Origin of the sequence: Xanthomonas sp. SHU 308, from assembly GCF_000364645.1 — a bacterium.
GTDB classification, from domain to species: Bacteria; Pseudomonadota; Gammaproteobacteria; order Xanthomonadales; family Xanthomonadaceae; genus Xanthomonas_A; species Xanthomonas_A sontii.
In genome coordinates, this window is record NZ_AQOK01000563.1 from 1 (window position 1) to 15,963 (window position 15,963).

At 70.5% G+C, this 15,963-nt stretch carries 15 protein-coding genes; 8 read left to right on the plus strand and 7 right to left on the minus strand.

Annotated elements, in window-relative coordinates:
- Positions 1 to 135 precede the first annotated feature (135 nt).
- Both D588_RS0116530 and glgA read right to left on the minus strand, forming a co-directional pair.
- Positions 136 to 2,361 (minus strand): 1,4-alpha-glucan branching enzyme, encoded by a 2,226-nt coding sequence (locus D588_RS0116530; RefSeq protein WP_345775588.1) that lies wholly within the window; start codon positions 2,359 to 2,361, stop codon positions 136 to 138.
- Between the two features lie 17 nt (positions 2,362 to 2,378).
- Positions 2,379 to 4,004 carry a glycogen synthase GlgA gene (gene glgA, locus D588_RS0116535; protein ID WP_017916767.1) on the minus strand — a complete coding sequence of 542 codons (1,626 nt, stop codon included), beginning with the start codon at positions 4,002 to 4,004 and terminating at the stop codon, positions 2,379 to 2,381.
- Positions 4,005 to 4,412: 408 nt separating this feature from the next.
- Between glgA and D588_RS0116540 the strand changes: the two genes are divergently transcribed.
- Positions 4,413 to 4,637: a hypothetical protein gene (locus tag D588_RS0116540; protein WP_198526560.1), complete on the plus strand. Its 225-nt coding sequence runs from the start codon at positions 4,413 to 4,415 to the stop codon at positions 4,635 to 4,637.
- A 65-nt stretch (positions 4,638 to 4,702) separates the two neighbouring features.
- Here the strand turns inward: D588_RS0116540 and D588_RS0116545 are convergent, their stop codons facing one another.
- Positions 4,703 to 5,077, minus strand: coding sequence for a response regulator (locus D588_RS0116545; RefSeq protein ID WP_017916768.1), 375 nt, complete (start codon positions 5,075 to 5,077; stop codon positions 4,703 to 4,705).
- Between the two features lie 115 nt (positions 5,078 to 5,192).
- On the opposite strand from D588_RS0116545, the gene D588_RS0116550 reads away from it, so the two are divergent.
- A complete protein-coding gene (locus tag D588_RS0116550) occupies positions 5,193 to 6,500 on the plus strand; it encodes an ATP-binding protein (RefSeq protein WP_017916769.1) in 1,308 nt (435 codons plus the stop codon).
- A gap of 6 nt (positions 6,501 to 6,506) precedes the next feature.
- Here the strand turns inward: D588_RS0116550 and D588_RS0116555 are convergent, their stop codons facing one another.
- Positions 6,507 to 7,127: an isochorismatase family cysteine hydrolase gene (locus D588_RS0116555; RefSeq protein ID WP_232764319.1), complete on the minus strand. Its 621-nt coding sequence runs from the start codon at positions 7,125 to 7,127 to the stop codon at positions 6,507 to 6,509.
- Positions 7,128 to 7,435: 308 nt separating this feature from the next.
- Here D588_RS0116555 and mdoH point away from each other — a divergent pair, with 308 nt between their 5' ends.
- From mdoH to hemC, 4 genes are all read left to right on the plus strand, one after another.
- Positions 7,436 to 9,385: a glucans biosynthesis glucosyltransferase MdoH gene (gene mdoH / locus D588_RS0116560; protein WP_043085478.1), complete on the plus strand. Its 1,950-nt coding sequence runs from the start codon at positions 7,436 to 7,438 to the stop codon at positions 9,383 to 9,385.
- A 39-nt stretch (positions 9,386 to 9,424) separates the two neighbouring features.
- Positions 9,425 to 10,090 carry an alpha/beta hydrolase gene (locus D588_RS0116565; RefSeq protein ID WP_017916772.1) on the plus strand — a complete coding sequence of 222 codons (666 nt, stop codon included), beginning with the start codon at positions 9,425 to 9,427 and terminating at the stop codon, positions 10,088 to 10,090.
- A 103-nt stretch (positions 10,091 to 10,193) separates the two neighbouring features.
- Positions 10,194 to 10,925 carry a LytTR family DNA-binding domain-containing protein gene (locus D588_RS0116570; RefSeq protein WP_017916773.1) on the plus strand — a complete coding sequence of 244 codons (732 nt, stop codon included), beginning with the start codon at positions 10,194 to 10,196 and terminating at the stop codon, positions 10,923 to 10,925.
- A gap of 49 nt (positions 10,926 to 10,974) precedes the next feature.
- The gene (gene hemC, locus D588_RS0116575; protein ID WP_017916774.1) at positions 10,975 to 11,898 is read left to right on the plus strand and encodes a hydroxymethylbilane synthase; all 924 of its coding nucleotides are present in this window, start codon (positions 10,975 to 10,977) and stop codon (positions 11,896 to 11,898) included.
- A 378-nt stretch (positions 11,899 to 12,276) separates the two neighbouring features.
- Here hemC and D588_RS0116580 read toward each other — a convergent pair whose 3' ends face one another.
- On the minus strand, positions 12,277 to 13,071 hold the full coding sequence (locus tag D588_RS0116580; RefSeq protein WP_017907670.1) for a DUF481 domain-containing protein: 795 nt from the start codon (positions 13,069 to 13,071) through the stop codon (positions 12,277 to 12,279).
- Positions 13,072 to 13,251: 180 nt separating this feature from the next.
- Here D588_RS0116580 and D588_RS0116585 point away from each other — a divergent pair, with 180 nt between their 5' ends.
- A complete protein-coding gene (locus D588_RS0116585) occupies positions 13,252 to 14,223 on the plus strand; it encodes a YafY family protein (RefSeq protein WP_010341069.1) in 972 nt (323 codons plus the stop codon).
- A gap of 97 nt (positions 14,224 to 14,320) precedes the next feature.
- On the opposite strand, the gene D588_RS0116590 is transcribed toward D588_RS0116585, so the two are convergent.
- Together D588_RS0116590 and D588_RS0116595 are read right to left on the minus strand one after the other, a co-directional pair.
- Positions 14,321 to 14,737, minus strand: a complete 417-nt coding sequence (locus D588_RS0116590; protein ID WP_017916775.1) for a helix-turn-helix domain-containing protein — start codon at positions 14,735 to 14,737, stop codon at positions 14,321 to 14,323.
- Positions 14,738 to 14,980: 243 nt separating this feature from the next.
- Entirely contained in the window at positions 14,981 to 15,526 is a 546-nt protein-coding gene (locus tag D588_RS0116595; protein ID WP_223875579.1) for a lipocalin family protein, read from the minus strand.
- 167 nt (positions 15,527 to 15,693) lie between these two features.
- On the opposite strand from D588_RS0116595, the gene D588_RS0116600 reads away from it, so the two are divergent.
- On the plus strand, positions 15,694 to 15,963 hold a 270-nt coding region (locus tag D588_RS0116600; RefSeq protein WP_017916776.1), incomplete at its 3' end, for a hypothetical protein.

Consider the following 15,963-nt stretch of genomic DNA (forward strand, 5'->3'; position numbering starts at 1 on the left):
CCAGCTCCACGCGCTTGGCATCCGGCGCCCACAGCGCGAAGGCGACCTCGCCGTTGGCGCCCGGCCAGGCGCCCGGGCGCAGCGCCGCGCGCGGGGCGGCAGGGGAGTCGATCGATGCAGCGGTCGTGGCCATGGTCAAAGGTCCGGTTGCAGCCAAAGGGTGGACAGCGGCGGCAGGGTCAGCGCCAGCGATTGCGCATGCCCGTGCATCGGCTGCGGCAGGGTCGACAGCACACCGCCGTTGCCCTGGTTGGAACCGCCGTAATAGCCGCTGTCGCTGTTGAGAATCTCGCGCCAGCGTCCGCCACGCGGCACCCCCACGCGGTAATCGTGGTGGACGGTCGGCGTGAAGTTGCTCACCGCCAGCAGCGGCGGCGTATCGTCATCGCGATCGTGGCGGACGAAGGCGAACACGCTGTTGTGGTGATCGTCGGCGATGCTCCACTCGAAGCCGTCGCTGCTGCGGTCGCTGCGGTACAGCGCCGGCAACGCACGCAATTGCCGGTTGAGGTCGGCGACCAGGCGCGCGACGCCGCGGTGCTCGGGCTGCTGCGCCTGCACCCAGTCCAGCGGCCGGTCGTGGTCCCAGTCCTGCCACTGCCCGAACTCGCAGCCCATGAACAGCAATTTGCGTCCGGGATGCGCCCACATGAAGGCCAGGTAGGCGCGCAGGTTGGCGAAGCGCTGCCAGGCGTCGCCGGGCATGCGCGCCAGCAGCGAGCCCTTGCCGTGCGCCACCTCGTCGTGCGACAGCGGCAGCACGAAATGCTCGGAGAACGCATACACCAGGCCGAAGCTCATCTCGCTGTGGTGGTGCTGCCGGTGCAGCGGATCGCGCTGCAGGTAGCGCAGGGTGTCGTGCGCCCAGCCCATGTTCCACTTGTGGCTGAAGCCCAGCCCGCCCTGCTGCGTGGGCGCTGTGGCGCCCGGCCACGCGGTGGATTCCTCGGCGATGGTGCGCACGCCCGGGAAGCGCTGCGCGATCTCGTCGTTGAGCCGGCGCAGGAAGGCGATCGCCTCCAGATTCTCGCGGCCACCGTGGGCGTTGGGGATCCATTCGCCGGCGTTGCGGCCGTAGTCGCGGTACAGCATCGCCGCCACCGCATCCACGCGCAGGCCGTCGACGTGGAAGCGCTCGATCCACTCCAGCGCGCTGCCGATCAGGTAGGCCACCACTTCCGGGCGGCCGTAGTTGTAGACCAGCGTATTCCACTCGCGGTGCACGCCTTCGCGCGGGTCGGCGTGTTCGTACAGGGCGCTGCCGTCGAAGCGCTGCAGGCCGTGCGCATCGTCGGGGAAGTGCGCGCCGACCCAGTCCAGCAACACGCCGATGCCGGCCTGGTGACAGGCATCGACGAAGCGCGCGAAGCCGTCGGCGTCGCCATGGCGCGCGGTGGGGGCGTACAGGCCCAGCGGTTGGTAGCCCCAGGAGCCGCCGAACGGGTACTCGGCGATCGGCAGCAGCTCGATATGAGTGAAGCCGAGCCCGCGCACGTAAGGGATCAGTTCGGCGGCCAGCGCATCCCAGTGCAGCGGCTGGCCGTTGCCGTCGTGGCGCCAGGAGCCGGCATGCAGCTCGTAGACGCTCAGCGGCTGCGCGCTGCCGGCCTGGGCCTCGCGCTGCGCCAGCCAGGCCGCATCGCCCCAGGCGTGGCTGTCGGCGTACGGCACCACCGAGGCGGTGGACGGCGCCAGGGCGCTGCAGCGCGCCACCGGATCGGCCTTGCGCGGCAGCACGCTGCCGTCGGCGGCCTGCAATTCGTATTGATAGTGTTCGCCGCCGTGCAGCCCGGGCACGAACAGTTCCCAGACCCCGGCCTCCGGATGCAGGCGCAGCGGATGCCGGCGCGCGTCCCAGCCATTGAAGTCGCCGACCAGCGCCACCCGCCTGGCCTGAGGCGCCCACACCGCGAAGCGCACGCCCTCCACCTCGCCGACGCGGGCGTGATGCGCGCCGAGCGCGGTACGCAGGGCGGCGCCGTCGCCGGCGGCCAGATCCTGCAGCCAGGCCGGATCGAGCATCGGCTCGAAGGCATAGGGATCGTCGCATTCCTGCACCGCGTCCGGCCACACGATGCGCAGCCGGTAGGGCGTGGGCTGCTTCAGCTCGCCCTCGAACAGGCCATCGGCCTGCGGGTGGGTACGCATCCGCGCGATCAGCTTGCCCTGCGCATCGAGCAAGCCCAGCGCCTCGGCGCCGGGCGCTAGCACGCGCACCCGCACCGTGCCGTCGGCCTGTGGATGCGGGCCAAGCCAGGCGAACGCATCGATCGCCTCGCCGCGTGCCAGTGCCTGCAAGGCAAGGCCGTCGCCGTCGTCCTCCGTGTCCGCCGCCGGGTCCCCGCCGGCGGCCGGGTCCACGGCGTGTTCCCGATCGCTCATGCGGCGGCCATGGCACTCGCGGTGGCCGACACCGTGGCGCTGGCCGCGGCCGGGATGGTGCCGGCGGTCGTGGCGGCGGTGCGCTCGTACAGCGCCATGTACTTGCGCCCGGCCAGCTCCCAGCCGCTGGGCCGCAGCATCGCCGCGCGACGCATCGCCTGCAGCAGACCCGGCAAGCGGAAGGTGCGGAACACCCGTTGCAGGCAGCGGCGCAGGCCGTCGGCCGAGGCTTCCTCGAACAGGAAGCCGGTGACGCCGTCGTCCACCGTGTCGATCAGGCCGCCGGTGGCGTGGGCGATCGGCAGGCTGCCGAAGCGCTGCGCGTACATCTGGCTCAACCCGCAGGGCTCGAAGCGCGAGGGCATCAGCAGGAAGTCGGAGCCGGCGAACATGCGCCGCGCCAGCGGCTCTTCGAAGCCGATGTGCGCGCCGACATGGCCGGGGTAACGCCGCGCCAACGCCGCCACCGCCTGCTCGATCTGCGGCTCGCCGCCGCCGATGATCACGATCTGGCCGCCGGCGGCGACGATCTGCGGCGCCACCTCGCAGATCAGGTCCAGGCCCTTCTGGTGCACCAGCCGCGAGACCACCGCGAACAGCGGACCGTCGCTGTCGAGCAGGCCGAACGCCTGGCGCACCTGCGCCGCGTTCTCGCGCTTGCCCTGGATCTGGCCGACGCCGAAGTGCGCCGGCAGGTGCGTGTCGGTGCGCGGGTCCCAACTGGCGTCGATGCCGTTGACGATCCCGCTGAGGCGGCCGCTGGCAGCGCGCCGTGCCAGCAGCGCGTCCAGGCCGCAGCCCTGCGCCGGGCCGGTGATCTGCGCCGCGTAGCTGACGCTGACCGTGTTCACATGGTCGGCGTGGACGATGCCGGCACGCAGGAACGACATCTGCCCGTAGAACTCCAGGTCCTGCAGGCCCTCTGCGGGGATGCCCAGGGCGCCGGCCATCGCATACGGGAATAGCCCCTGGTAGGCGAGGTTGTGGATGGTCAGCAGGCACGGCGTGCGGCCGCCGGACCAGCGCACGTAGGCCGCGGCCAGTGCACACGGCCAGTCGTTGAGGTGCAGCAGCTCCGGCGTCCAGTCCAGCCCGGCCTGACCGCCGGCGATCTGCGCGGCAGCGTGGGACAGGGTGGCGAAGCGCAGCGCGTTGTCTTCCCAGTCGCGGCCTTCGCTGCACACGTACGGCGAACCCTGTCGCTCGAACAGCTGCGGGCACAGCAGCACGTAGACGCACAGACCATCCGGACGCTCGGCCCGGCCCAGCGCGCAATCCGGCAGCCCGGCATGTGCGGCGATGCGGCCGACGATCTCCAGCGGCCCGGTCGTGCGCAGCACCGCCGGGTAGCCCGGGATCAGCACGCGGATGTCGCAGCTGCCGCGCAGCGCGCGCGGCAAGGCCGCGGCCACGTCGCCCAGGCCGCCGGCCTTGATGAAGTCGGCCATCTCGGAGGTCACGAACAGGCTGGTCCGGCGCGGCGCCGGGTGCAGCTTGACGGTCACCTCGGCATTGCGGACGAAGCGGCCGCGCGCATCGCGGTAGCGGCGGCGCGGCGCATGCAGCACCGGATGGGTATCGCGTTGTCTGTCGGTCAGGTCGGCGGGGGTGGGGGGCGACATGGCGGTTCCGTCTGGGAAGGGGGAGGACGGGGCACACGAAAATCGGAAAGCGACTGCCGACGCGCGTCCTGGCGGGCGCGCGACGCGAAACGAAGAAAGAGGCACGGCAGCGTCGAAACGGAACGGCGATGTTGCAGTGCGATAATGCACGAGCAAAGTACAAATGGCGCGATAAAAGAGGCGTGAAGCGCGCGCTTGTCTACGGCGAAATGGAGAGTGCGGCGCATAGTGGATTTGCCGAACGTCAGACGCCGCAAGCATGGATCGCGTTGCACGTGCGAATGAATTGTTTAGCTTCCGTTGCCGGACACGTGCCGCGCTCCCTGTGCGACCGTGGTCGCCACCTCCGTTGTGCGAGCTTCATGCGGTCTATGGTGCAGTGTGCTCATGACAGTCTTGAAACCGCAGATGCGCCGCGAGCTGGACGGCTTCGTCCTCGACGGGCTGCTGCGTGCGTGCCCGGATGGCGTGCTCGAGCCGCAGATCTGCATCAGTGGCCACGATGGGGCGGTGCTCGGCCGGCATGCGTTCGACGGCGTGTATTTCCGCGATGCCAACGCTGGGGCCTATTTCGTCGCCGAGCGCCTGGCCGCGATCCGTTCGGCACGGTACGGAAAGCTGGTCTTCGCCTGAGTTCGCTGGCCGGCCATCTGCCGGGTGCGATTGCCGCGGAGAAGCGGCGTGGGGTGGCGCCCCGCTCAGGCTCCGGTCTGCAGACGATCCAGGGCCGCCAGCAGATCGGTGCGGCGGTAAGGTTTCGGCAGAAAGCCGGTGTGCTCCGGCAGCATCCCTGGTTCCGGTGCGTGCATGCGGGAGGTCAGCAGGGCCGGGGTGACGATGCCGCGGCGGCGCAACTGGCGGACCATGCTCAAGCCGTCGCAGCGCGGCATCTGCACGTCGCTGAAGATCAACGCCACGTCCGGATGCCGTTCCAGCACCGCCAGTGCTTCCTGGGCGGTCGCCGCCGACAGGACCCGGTAGCCGTCGGCGGCCAGCATGGCGGCGGCCAACTCCCGGATCGTCTGGTCGTCCTCCACCAGAAGAATGGTGGTGGAGGCGGAGGTGACGCGCATAATGCAGGGATCGCTTTAATAAATAATCCACTGCAGCTTCACGATTCGTCGGTGAAGCGCTGGTGACGTCCCGCAAATCCCGATATTCTCGACCTTACTTACTGCGAGACGCAGCTTGACCACGCACGCCCACTATCGGCAGATCGTCGAGCTCTCCCACGACTGCATCAAGGAAGTCGGCCGCGACGGCGTCGTGCGCTTGATCAATCCCCACGGGTTGGCCCTGCTCGGCGTGTCCGACCCCGCCGACGTCGTCGGCCACAACTGGGTCGAGCTGTGGCCCGAGGACATGCGCTCGCTGACCCAGGGCGCCTTTGCTGCGGCATTGGGCAACGAGCAGCGTGAATTCTGGGCGGAGCGCCCGTCGCTGGATGGACGGCGGCGCTGGTGGCACGTGATGGTCAGTCCGCTGGCCAACGCCTCGGCGCGGGTGGAAAGCGTGCTGGTGATCAGCCGCGACGTCACCCAGCAGCACCAGGTCGAACAGGCTCTGCGCGCGCTGGGTCACCTCGCCCCGATCGAGGGCCGGGGCGACACGATGGACGCCGACGATGCCGCTGCGCTGGGCCATCGCTGGCAGACCGAGCAGTCGCAGTTGCGCGGGCAACTGGACATCGCCCTGGCCGCGCAGCGCGTGGCCGAGCGCGCGATGACCCAGGCGCAGAAGGGCGAGGCGGTGGGGCAGATGCTTGCCGGCGTGGTCCACGACTTCAACAACATGCTGCATACCGCGATCACCTCGGTGAGCATGGTCGCCGACCATCCGCAGCGCCTGCAGCCGGACCAGCAACGGCTGCTCGCCATCGCCAACGAGGCCTTGCAGCACGGCGCGGGCATGACCCGGCGCCTGCTCGGCTTCGCCCGCGCGCACCCGGTCAAGCCGATCTGGCTGGACCTGAACGCGCTGGTGACGCAGATGCAGCCGTTGTTGGCGCAGGCGCTGGGCGGCGAGATGCGCCTGCAATTGCTTGCATGCGCCGAGGTGGCGACGACCTATGCCGACCGCAACGCGGTCGAGCAGGCGGTCATGAACCTGGCCCTGAACGCGCGCGACGCCAGTCGCCCCGGCGATGCGGTGACGATCCGCTGCGGCGCGCTGGAGGTGCCGCCGTCGCGCGCGGCGGCGATGCGCCAGCCCGGCCGCTACGTGACCCTGGCGGTCAGCGACCAGGGCGAGGGCATGTCCGATGCGGTCAAGTCGCGCCTGTTCGAGGCGTACTTCACCACCAAGCCCGAGGGCAAGGGCACCGGGCTGGGGCTGGCCCAGGTCTACGGTCTGGTCCGCCAGGCTGGCGGCTTCGTCGACGTGGAATCGGAACTGGGACGCGGCACCACCATCACCCTGGCGTTCCCGTTCGTGGCGCGGCCGCTCGGCGACGAGGGCGAGGGCGCCGACCCGATGTCGGTGCCGACGGCGGAGTAACCCCGCTCATCCGCCTGCGCGCGCCGGCAGCCGGTCGCTGATGCGCACCGCGAAGGCCTCGCGCAGCACCTGCAGCGCCCGTTGCTGGCGCTCGGCATCCAGCGCCGCGCAGCACGAGGGCGGCACCTGCACCTGGAAATCGCGCATGCGCGCATCGATCGCGGTCGCCAGCACGCAGGCGTCGGTGGCGATGCCGGTGACCAGCAGGCGGGTGGTCTGCAGCCGCGCCAGCAGCAGGGCCAGAGCCGAACCGAGGAAGGCCGAGTGCTTGGGCTTGAGCACGTAGTCGTCCTGCGGGCGCGGCGCCAGGCAGGCGGCAATGCGTGCGCCGCGCTGCTTCGGGTCAGCGCACAGCGTCCACAGGCCTTCGAAATCGGTGCGCCAGTCGGCGAAGTTGTCGTTGGCGAACAGCACCGGCCAGCCGCGGCGATGGAAGCGCGCGCGGAGCTGGGCGATGCGCGCGGCCACCGGGAGTGCGGCCTCCGCCAGCCGTGCGCCGTCCGGGAAGTCGAAACGGCTGATCATGTCCACGATCAGCAGCGCCGGCGCTCCGTGCGGCGTCGCGGGTGGTGCCGGATGGTCGCGTTGCCGCTGGGTGCCTGTGCGTCGCCGGGCGGGCTGGCGCATGCGTCGATCCTCCATTGCCGGACTGGCTTCATGGTCGGCGCGACGGGTGAAACGCGGCTGAGCGCAGGTGACGGCGGCATGGCTGAACGGATCGGCCAGCGCCACCTCGGCGGCGCCGCTGGCCACCTTCGCGAAAGCTTACTATTTAGGGTTTACATTGACTGGCGTCCTTGCCCGTCGACAGGAGAGCACGTGGTACCAACTGGCGAACACAACCAGGCGCGCGTGGCCGCGGCGGCATCCGCCGTGCCGTCCGCCCGCGGCACTTCCCGATGGCGCTGCGGCGCCGGACGCGGTCGGCGGATCGCATGAGCACGGTCGCCCCCACACCGGCCGTGCACGTCGATGCTCCCCTGGATGCCGGCCACGCGGTCCTGCCGCCCGAGGCGCCGCTGGCCATGCCGCTGCAGTCGCTGCAGGAAGGCAAACTGCGCAACACGCGCCTGCCCAGCACCCCGGTCGGGATCGGCTGGCGGCGCTTCTACGTGTTCGGCACCACCGCGGCGATGACCGCCTACGCCAGTTGGCTGATCGGCAAGGTCTTGGTGATCGGCGGCGTGAGCGTGCTCGAAGCCTGTCTGATGGTGCTGTTCATCCCGTTGTTCGCCTGGATCGCGCTGTCGTTCGTGAGCGCGCTGGCCGGCTTCTTCACTCTGGTGTTCGGCAAGGGTCGCAAGCTCGGCATCGATCCGGACGCGCCGCTGCCGCAGGTGCGCAACCGCACCGCGCTGCTGATGCCCACCTACAACGAGGATCCGCACCGGCTGATGGCCGGCCTGCAGGCGATCTACGAATCGGTGGCGGCCACCGGCCAGATCGAGCGCTTCGATTTCTTCATCCTCAGCGACACCACGCGCCCGGCCATCGGCGCTGAAGAAGAGAAGGTGTACGCCGAGCTGGTGGAGCGCGTCGGCGGCCAAGGCCGCCTGTTCTACCGGCGCCGTGCCAGCAATGCCGGGCGCAAGGCCGGCAACATCGCCGACTGGGTGCGTCGTTTCGGCGGCGCCTATCCGCAGATGCTGATCCTGGACGCCGACAGCCTGATGACCGGCGACAGCATCGTGCGCCTGGCTGCCGGCATGGAGGCCAACCCCGACGTCGGCCTGATCCAGACCCTGCCGGAAGTGGTCAACGGCAACACCCTGTTCGCGCGCATGCAGCAGTTCGGCGGCCGCGTCTACGGCCCGGTGATCGCCTTCGGCGTGGCCTGGTGGCACGGGGCGGAAAGCAACTACTGGGGCCACAACGCGATGATCCGCACCGAGGCCTTCGCCGCGCAGGCGGGCCTGCCGTCGCTGCCCGGGCGCAAGCCGTTCTGCGGCCACGTGCTCAGCCACGACTTCGTCGAAGCGGCACTGATGCGGCGTGGCGGCTGGGCCATGCACATGGTGCCGTACCTGCAGGGCAGCTACGAGGAAGGCCCCCCGACGCTGACCGACCTGCTGGTGCGCGACCGCCGCTGGTGCCAGGGCAACCTGCAGCACTCCAAGGTGGTGCGCGCGCGCGGCCTGCACTGGGTCAGCCGCATGCACATGCTGATCGGCATCGGCCATTACTTCACCGCACCGATGTGGGGCATGCTGATGCTGATCGGCATCGCCATTCCGCTGCAGAACGGCGGTTTCGACCTGGTCGCCTCGGTGATCTCGCCGTTCTCGCCGGCGCGCTACTGGCACCAGCAGGACTCCACGCGGGTGGCCTGGGTATTCGCGGTGACCATGTTCGTGCTGCTGGCGCCCAAGGTGATGGGCTACTTCGCGATGCTGCTCAAGCCCGGCGAACGCCGCGGCTGCGGCGGCGGGCTGCGCGCCTTCGCCAGCATGCTGCTGGAAACCCTGCTGGCCGCGCTGATGGCGCCGGTGGTGATGTACGTGCAGTCGCGCGGCGTGGCCGAGGTGCTGGCCGGCAAGGACTCGGGCTGGGACGCGCAGCAGCGCGACGATGGCCGCATTTCGTGGTCGGCGCTGTTGCGCAGCTACGGCGGACTGAGTGCGTTCGGCCTGCTGATGGGCGGCATGGCCTATGCCGTGTCGCCGTCGCTGGCGGCATGGATGGCGCCGGTGGTGATCGGCATGGCGCTGGCGGTGCCGGTGGTGGCGATCAGTTCCTCGCGCGCCGCCGGTCTGTGGCTGCGCAAGCTGCGCATCCTCGCCATTCCCGAGGAGTCGCAGCCGCCGGCAGTGCTGCTGCGCGCCGCCGAACTGCGCCGCGAGGCCGCCGCACGCCGGGCCGAGGCCGAGGCGCAGGCCCAGGGCTGAGGCCGGCATACTATCCGGCCTCATTCATCGGGAACCGACATGCTGGAGACAGTGGAACACGAGACCGGCGCCGCGCCGCGCTGGACCGTCCTGTGGCTGCACGGCCTGGGCGCCGACGGCAACGACTTCGCGCCGCTGGTGCCGGAACTGGTGCGGCCGCACTGGCCGGCGCTGCGCTTCGTGTTCCCGCACGCGCCGGTGCGGCCGGTGACGGTCAACAACGGCGTGCGCATGCGCGCCTGGTACGACATCGTCAGCATGGACTTCTCCAACCGCGCCGACAGTGCCGGCGTCGCCGAATCGGTGGCGCAGGTCGAGGAACTGATCGCGCGCGAGGACGCGCGCGGCGTGCCGGCCGAGCGCCTGCTGCTGGCCGGCTTTTCCCAGGGCGGCGCGATCACCCTGGCCGCCGGCCTGCGCCGCGAGCGGCCGCTGGCCGGCCTGATCGGGCTGTCCACCTACCTGCCCGAACTGGAGAGCGTCGCCAACTGGCACGTCCCGGCGGCCCTGCGGCAACCGCTGTTCATGGCCCACGGCCAGGGCGACTCGGTGATCCCGCAGACCTACGCCGAGCGTACCGCGCAGACCCTGCAGGCGCTGGGCATGCCGGTGCAGTGGCGACGCTATCCGATGGCGCACCAGGTCTGCGCCGAGGAAATCGCCGACCTGGGCGACTGGATGGACGCCTGCCTCGCCGGCAGCTGATTGCAGCGGCCGCGTGGCGGCATGGTGCGATGCCGATGGCGGGCGTGCAGAACCAGGGCTAGTATCGGCCGCAGCGCACGCCAGTCGAGTGAGGGAGGTCTGGGTGAAGGTGCTGATCGCCGACGACGAACCCCTGGCGCGCGAACGCCTGCGCACGCTGCTGGCCGCGCATGCCGGCGTGGAAGTGGTGGCCGAAGCCGACAACGGCATGGACGCGCTGCACGCCTGCGCCGCGGCGCAGCCGGACCTGGTGCTGCTGGACATCGCCATGCCCGGTCTCGACGGCCTGGAGGCCGCACGCCACCTGGCCACCTTCGAACCGCGCCCGGCCGTGGTGTTCTGTACCGCCTACGACGCGCATGCGCTGTCCGCGTTCGAGGCGGCGGCGATCGACTACCTGATGAAGCCGGTGCGCGCCGAGCGCCTGGCCGCGGCCCTGCAGCGCGCCCGTACCTTCATGGCCGGACGCGGCAACGGCGACGCCGCGGCGCCGGCCCCGCAGCGCCGCACCCACCTGTGCGCGCGCCTGCGCGGCAGCCTGCGGCTGATCCCGGTCGACGACATCCACTACCTGCAGGCCGAGGAAAAGTACGTGGTCGTGCACCACGCGCGCGGCGAGGACCTGATCGAGGAATCGCTGCGTGCGCTGGAGGAGGAGTTCGCCGAGCGCTTCGTGCGCATCCACCGCAACTGCCTGGTCGCGCGCCACGAACTGGTGGAGCTGCGCCGGCTCGGCGAGAGCCAGGTGCAGGCGGTGCTGCGCCATGGCAAGCAGCCGCTGGAGGTCAGCCGGCGCTGCGTGGCGCAGCTGCGCAAGGAGATCCACCAGCGCTGACGCCGCCCGCGTGCAGCGGCGGACGCCGGCTTTCCGCGATAATGCGCGCATGAAGATCCTGCGCATCGCTACCCGCAAGAGTCCGCTCGCCCTGTGGCAGAGCGAGCATGTCGCCGCCTGCCTGCGCCGCGCGCACCCGCATCTGGACGTGGTGCTGGTGCCGATGAGCACCCGCGGCGACGAAGTCCTGGACCGCTCGCTGGCGGCGATCGGCGGCAAGGGCCTGTTCCTGAAGGAACTGGAGCTGGCGATGCTGCGCGGCGAGGCCGATTGCGCGGTGCATTCGCTCAAGGACGTGCCGATGGAGCTGGATCCGCCGTTCGTGCTGCCGGCGATCCTGCCGCGCGCCGATCCGGCCGATGCGCTGATCTCCAACCTCTACGCCTCGCTGGACGCGCTGCCGCTCGGCGCGCGCGTCGGCACCTCCTCGCTGCGGCGGCAGGCGCAACTGCGCGCGCGGCGCCCGGACCTGGAGCTGCTGGACCTGCGCGGCAACGTCAACACGCGCCTGGCCAAGCTCGACAACGGCGGCTACGACGGCATCGTGCTGGCCTGCGCCGGCCTTCAGCGGTTGGGCCTGGAGGGGCGCATCACCCAGCGCCTGCAGGCGCCGGACTGGCTGCCGGCCCCGGCGCAGGGCGCCATCGCAGTGGAATGCCGCGAGGACGCCAGTGCCGCGCTGGCATTGTTCGCCGCGCTGGACGACGCCCCGACCCGCACCTGCGTGGAGGCCGAGCGGGCGATGAACCGCGCCCTGCACGGCAGCTGCCACGTGCCGGTGGCGGCCTTCGCGCAATGGCGCGGCGAGGACCTGCTGTTGCAGGGCCTGGTCGGCGGCGTCGCCGACGGGCGCCTGGTGCGCGCCGACCTGCAGCGCAGTGCGCAGGATCCGCAGGCACTGGGCCAGGCCGTGGCCGAGGCCCTGCTGGGTGCCGGCGCGCGCGAACTGCTGGATGTCGACCTGCCGGTCTGAGAGCGTGCGCAGTCCGCGCCAGCGACGGTGGGGGTCACCTGTCATGCAGCCGCGACAAGCGAAGCCGAAAGCGGACTGACACCCTCCGTCGTCGGGACTGAAGTCTCTCCCACAGTGCAGATCCCGGCAATGCCGGTTGCGCGCGTGGGGGAGCGGCTGCAGCCGCGATAGGCGTTACCGGGAAAGCCTGTCGCGGCTGACGCCGCTCCTGCAGGTGAGGTGCATTGGTCCCTGCGCGCCAACGCCATTGCGTGCCGTGCTGGCGGGGCGCGGCTGCAGCGGTTCCTGCGAGAAGCGAATCAACGGGTCAGCCCTGCGGCGTCGCGAGGCGACGCGCTGCCGTGCGCCAATCCCGAATCCCCACTCCCCAATCCCGGCTCACTTGAACTTGTAGACCAGATTCATCGTGGTCAAGGTATCGGTCTTCTTCTTGTCGTCGCTGACGTCGCTGTTGTAGCGCGCCTGCCAGCCGGCCTTCAGCGCCAGGCGCTCGTTCATGCTCACCGAGATGCCCAGGTCGTTCTGCGCGAAGGTGTTGTACGCGCCGGATTCGACCAGCAGGGTGTTGCCCAGTTCGGTGTTGCTGGTCAGGCCGTACTTGAAGTCGACCAGGCCGCGGCCGATCAGGCCGGTTTCGGTGCGGTCCTCGACCACGTCGTGGGCGCGGCGCACGCCGGGACCGATCTGTACGTCGATGCTGCGGCGGTCGCCGTCCATGATCCGGGTGCCGTAGCCGATGCCGATCGTGGCCAGGCGGTCGTAGGTGGCGAAGTCGTCGCGCTCGTAGCGCAGCGAGGCGGTCAGCTGGCGGTGCTCGCCGAGCTGCAGCGCGCTGCCGGCGCTGCCGGTGTAGCGGTTGGAGGTGGTCTGGCGCTTGCGCGAGGTGGTGCCGTCCGGATTGGTGTCGGTGTACTCGGCGCTGGCGTGCAGGGCGAGCAGGTCCAGGCTGTGGATCCAGTCGCCGTCCACGTACTGGCCCTTGAGCCGGCCGTTGAGGCTTTCGTTGGTGCTGTTGCCGTGCGAGGAGGCGAAGCCCAGTTCGCCCGATCCGCTCCACGGCGAACTGGCCGGGTCCGTGGCCGTCGGTGAGGTGGCGACGTCGGCGGCCCAGGCCGGGGACGTGCTCAGCAGCAACAAAGCGATGGCGGATACGAGGGTGGCACGGCGGGACATGGCTTCTCCGGGGATGAGGACGCAGCCTTCGGCTAACGAAATGGAAACGATTTCATCATACCGGATCCACATGACACCCTGGCCGGCCCCGGACGCCGGCTTCATCGACGGTTCGGGCGCGCAGCCGGCTGCCGCGCCAGGCAGGCGTTTTCCGCCGTCGACTCAGACATAATCGGGGCCATGGACCGCTACGAACGCATCAACGCACTGCACCGCCTGCTCAAGTCCGCACGCTACCCGGTGACGGTGGCGCGGCTGCAGGACGAACTGGGTTGCTCCCGCGCCACCGTCTACCGCGATCTGGCCTTCCTGCGCGATGCGCTGATGGCGCCGGTGGAGGGCGACGGCGAGGCCGGCTTCCGCTACGAGTCCGGGGAGAGCGACCGTTTCGAGTTGCCCGGGCTGTGGCTGAGTTCGGAGGAGCTGCACGCGCTGCTGGCCTCGCAGCAACTGCTGGCGCGCACCGGCGGCGGGGTGCTGTCCTCGGTGCTGGCGCCGCTGCAGCAGCGCATCGAAAGCCTGCTCGCCGCCCAGGCCGGGGCGACCCATTGGCCGGTGGAGCGGGTGCGGGTGATCCCGCACCGCGGCCGCAAGCTCGACGAAGCCAGTTTCCGCACCGTCGCCTCGGCGGTGCTGGAGCGCAAGCGCCTGTCCTTCGACTACCGCGCCCGCTCCACCGACGAATCGACCAAGCGCACGGTGTCGCCGCAGCGCATCACCCACTATCGCGACAACTGGTACCTGGACGCCTGGGACCATGGCCGCGACGCGGTGCGCAGCTTCGCGGTGGACCGCATCAACCACGCGCGCCTGCTCGACCAGCCGGCGCAGGACGTGGCCGACGCCGAACTGGATTCGCAGCTGGCGGCCAGCTACGGCATCTTCTCCGGCGCGCCCAAGGGCTGGGCCACCATCGTGTTCAGCCCCAAGGCCGCGCGCTGGGTCGCCGACGAGCACTGGCATTCCAAGCAGCAGGGCCGGTTCCTGGCCGATGGCCGCTACGAACTGAAGGTGCCCTACAGCGTCTCGCGCGAACTGCTGATGGACGTGCTGCACTACGGCTCCGATGCGGAGATCGTCGAGCCGCGCTCGCTGCGCGAGCAGGCCAAGGCGCTGCTGTCGCTGGCGTTGAGCAACTACAGCGACGACTGAGGCGTCGCCGCGCGCGCTGCGATAGCCCGCGTGGGAGCGGCTCCAGCCGCGACCGCGGCTTTACCGCCAATGCGTGTCGCCGCCTGGAGGTCGACGCCTACGCCGCATCCAGCGGCGCGCCGCCGCCGAGGATCACGCCGATGTTGCGCTCGATCCAGTCCACCAGCGCGTGCACATGCGCCGCGGCTTCCTCGCCGAGCGGGGTCAGGTCGTACTCCACGTGCGGAGGCACCACCGGATAGGCGGTGCGCTGCACCAGGCCGTCCGCTTCCAGCGCCTGCAGGGTCTGCGACAGCATCTTCTCGCTGACCCCTTCCAGGCTGCGGCGCAGATCGCCGAAGCGATGGGTGCCCTTGCGTAGCGCCACCAGCACCAGCACGCCCCAGCGGCTGGTGACGTGGCTGAGCACGGCCCGGGACGGGCAGTTCTGCGCAAACACCTGGCCGCGCAGCTGGGTCGCGTTCGCGCAGCCGCGCGGTGCTTCGTCGAGAGGTTCGGAGAGGACGCTGGCCAAGCGGTGCACCTGTCTGTGGGGGAGGGCGCCCCGATCATACGGGCCGCGCCGGGTGCTTCGCTGAGCGAAGGATGATCGTGGTGCCGGTGCAGACCATGCCCGGTGCGGCGGCGTGGCGGCGTTGGATGGTCGCAGTAAGGGGCCTGATGTGGCCCGAACGGCATACGGGCGCGCGGCGCGCGCCGGCCCAGCGCAATGCGGATCGGGCCGTCCGCGTCGCAGCCGGCTGCGACGGGAATTGCTTCAGGGCTTGTTCGGCACTTCGAAGCCGAGCTTGCCGACCTGGTCGCGGCGCTGCGCCACGCGCTTGAGCTTGTCGATGTTGACCCCGTACTGGTGGTCCAGCTTGTCGACCAGTTCGCGGTACTGCTTGTGGCTCATGTTCGGCGAGCGCGCGAACACCCAGGCCAGGTCGCGGCCCGGATAGTCGATCAGCGCCCAGGAATAGTCCGGCGCCACTTCCAGGATGCGGTACTTGGTGGGCACCATTCTGAAGAACCAGGTGGTCCAGCGGCGGTTGCCGGTGCCTTCCTTGACCGTGGCGCGCGAGTTGAGCTCCTTGACCGGCTCGTCGAAGCCGTTGCGGTACTCGTAGCGCACCGCGATCTTGCCGTCTTCCTTGAGGGTGTACTCGTCGCTGCTGGCGACGTGGCCGCGCTCGGCGAAGTACGGGATGTGGGCGATCACGTACCAGCGGCCCATGAAGCGCTGCAGGTCGATCGGCGGCTGCGCGGGTTCCTGCTCCGGGTCCGGCGCCTTGGCGCGGGCCGTCGGCAACGGGACGGCCATGCCCAGCAGCAGCACGGAAGCGAACAGGGAGAGCAGGCGCATAGGAGATTCCGGGGCGAAGGGCGAACGCCGGTGAAGTATGCGCGTGCGCCATGTCAATGGTGCGTCGCAGCCCCTGAGATGTCGCGGCGGCAACCTGCGCGCCTCGACTTCCAGGAGCTGCCGTCATGCCGATCGTTCCGTCCTCCCCGCGCACCCACGTCCCGCACCCGGGCCTGCGCCGCCTGCTGCGCCAGGCGATCCTGGCCGGGCTGGCCCTGGTCCTGGTATGGCCGGCCGCGCGTGGCCACAGCGAGTGGCTGGGCTGGCGGCCGCTGTGGTTGCTGGGCATGCCGCTGAGCGCCTGGTGGGCCTTGCACCGCTTCCCGCTGCCGCCGTTGCGGCGCCTGTGGGGACAGTGGCGGGCACGCCCGCGGGCGCAGGCGCGGCGGCGCCGA

Excerpts from the sequence above, each read along its gene's own strand:
- mdoH (WP_043085478.1), top strand. The coding sequence starts at position 7,436 with ATGAGCACGGTCGCCCCCACACCGGCCGTGCACGTCGATGCTCCCCTG.
- glgA (WP_017916767.1), bottom strand. The coding sequence starts at position 4,004 with ATGTCGCCCCCCACCCCCGCCGACCTGACCGACAGACAACGCGATACC.
- D588_RS0116545 (WP_017916768.1), bottom strand. The coding sequence starts at position 5,077 with ATGCGCGTCACCTCCGCCTCCACCACCATTCTTCTGGTGGAGGACGAC.
- hemC (WP_017916774.1), top strand. The coding sequence starts at position 10,975 with ATGAAGATCCTGCGCATCGCTACCCGCAAGAGTCCGCTCGCCCTGTGG.
- D588_RS0116555 (WP_232764319.1), bottom strand. The coding sequence starts at position 7,127 with ATGCGCCAGCCCGCCCGGCGACGCACAGGCACCCAGCGGCAACGCGAC.
- D588_RS0116565 (WP_017916772.1), top strand. The coding sequence starts at position 9,425 with ATGCTGGAGACAGTGGAACACGAGACCGGCGCCGCGCCGCGCTGGACC.
- D588_RS0116540 (WP_198526560.1), top strand. The coding sequence starts at position 4,413 with ATGCGCCGCGAGCTGGACGGCTTCGTCCTCGACGGGCTGCTGCGTGCG.
- D588_RS0116585 (WP_010341069.1), top strand. The coding sequence starts at position 13,252 with ATGGACCGCTACGAACGCATCAACGCACTGCACCGCCTGCTCAAGTCC.
- D588_RS0116580 (WP_017907670.1), bottom strand. The coding sequence starts at position 13,071 with ATGTCCCGCCGTGCCACCCTCGTATCCGCCATCGCTTTGTTGCTGCTG.
- D588_RS0116595 (WP_223875579.1), bottom strand. The coding sequence starts at position 15,526 with ATGGCCGTCCCGTTGCCGACGGCCCGCGCCAAGGCGCCGGACCCGGAG.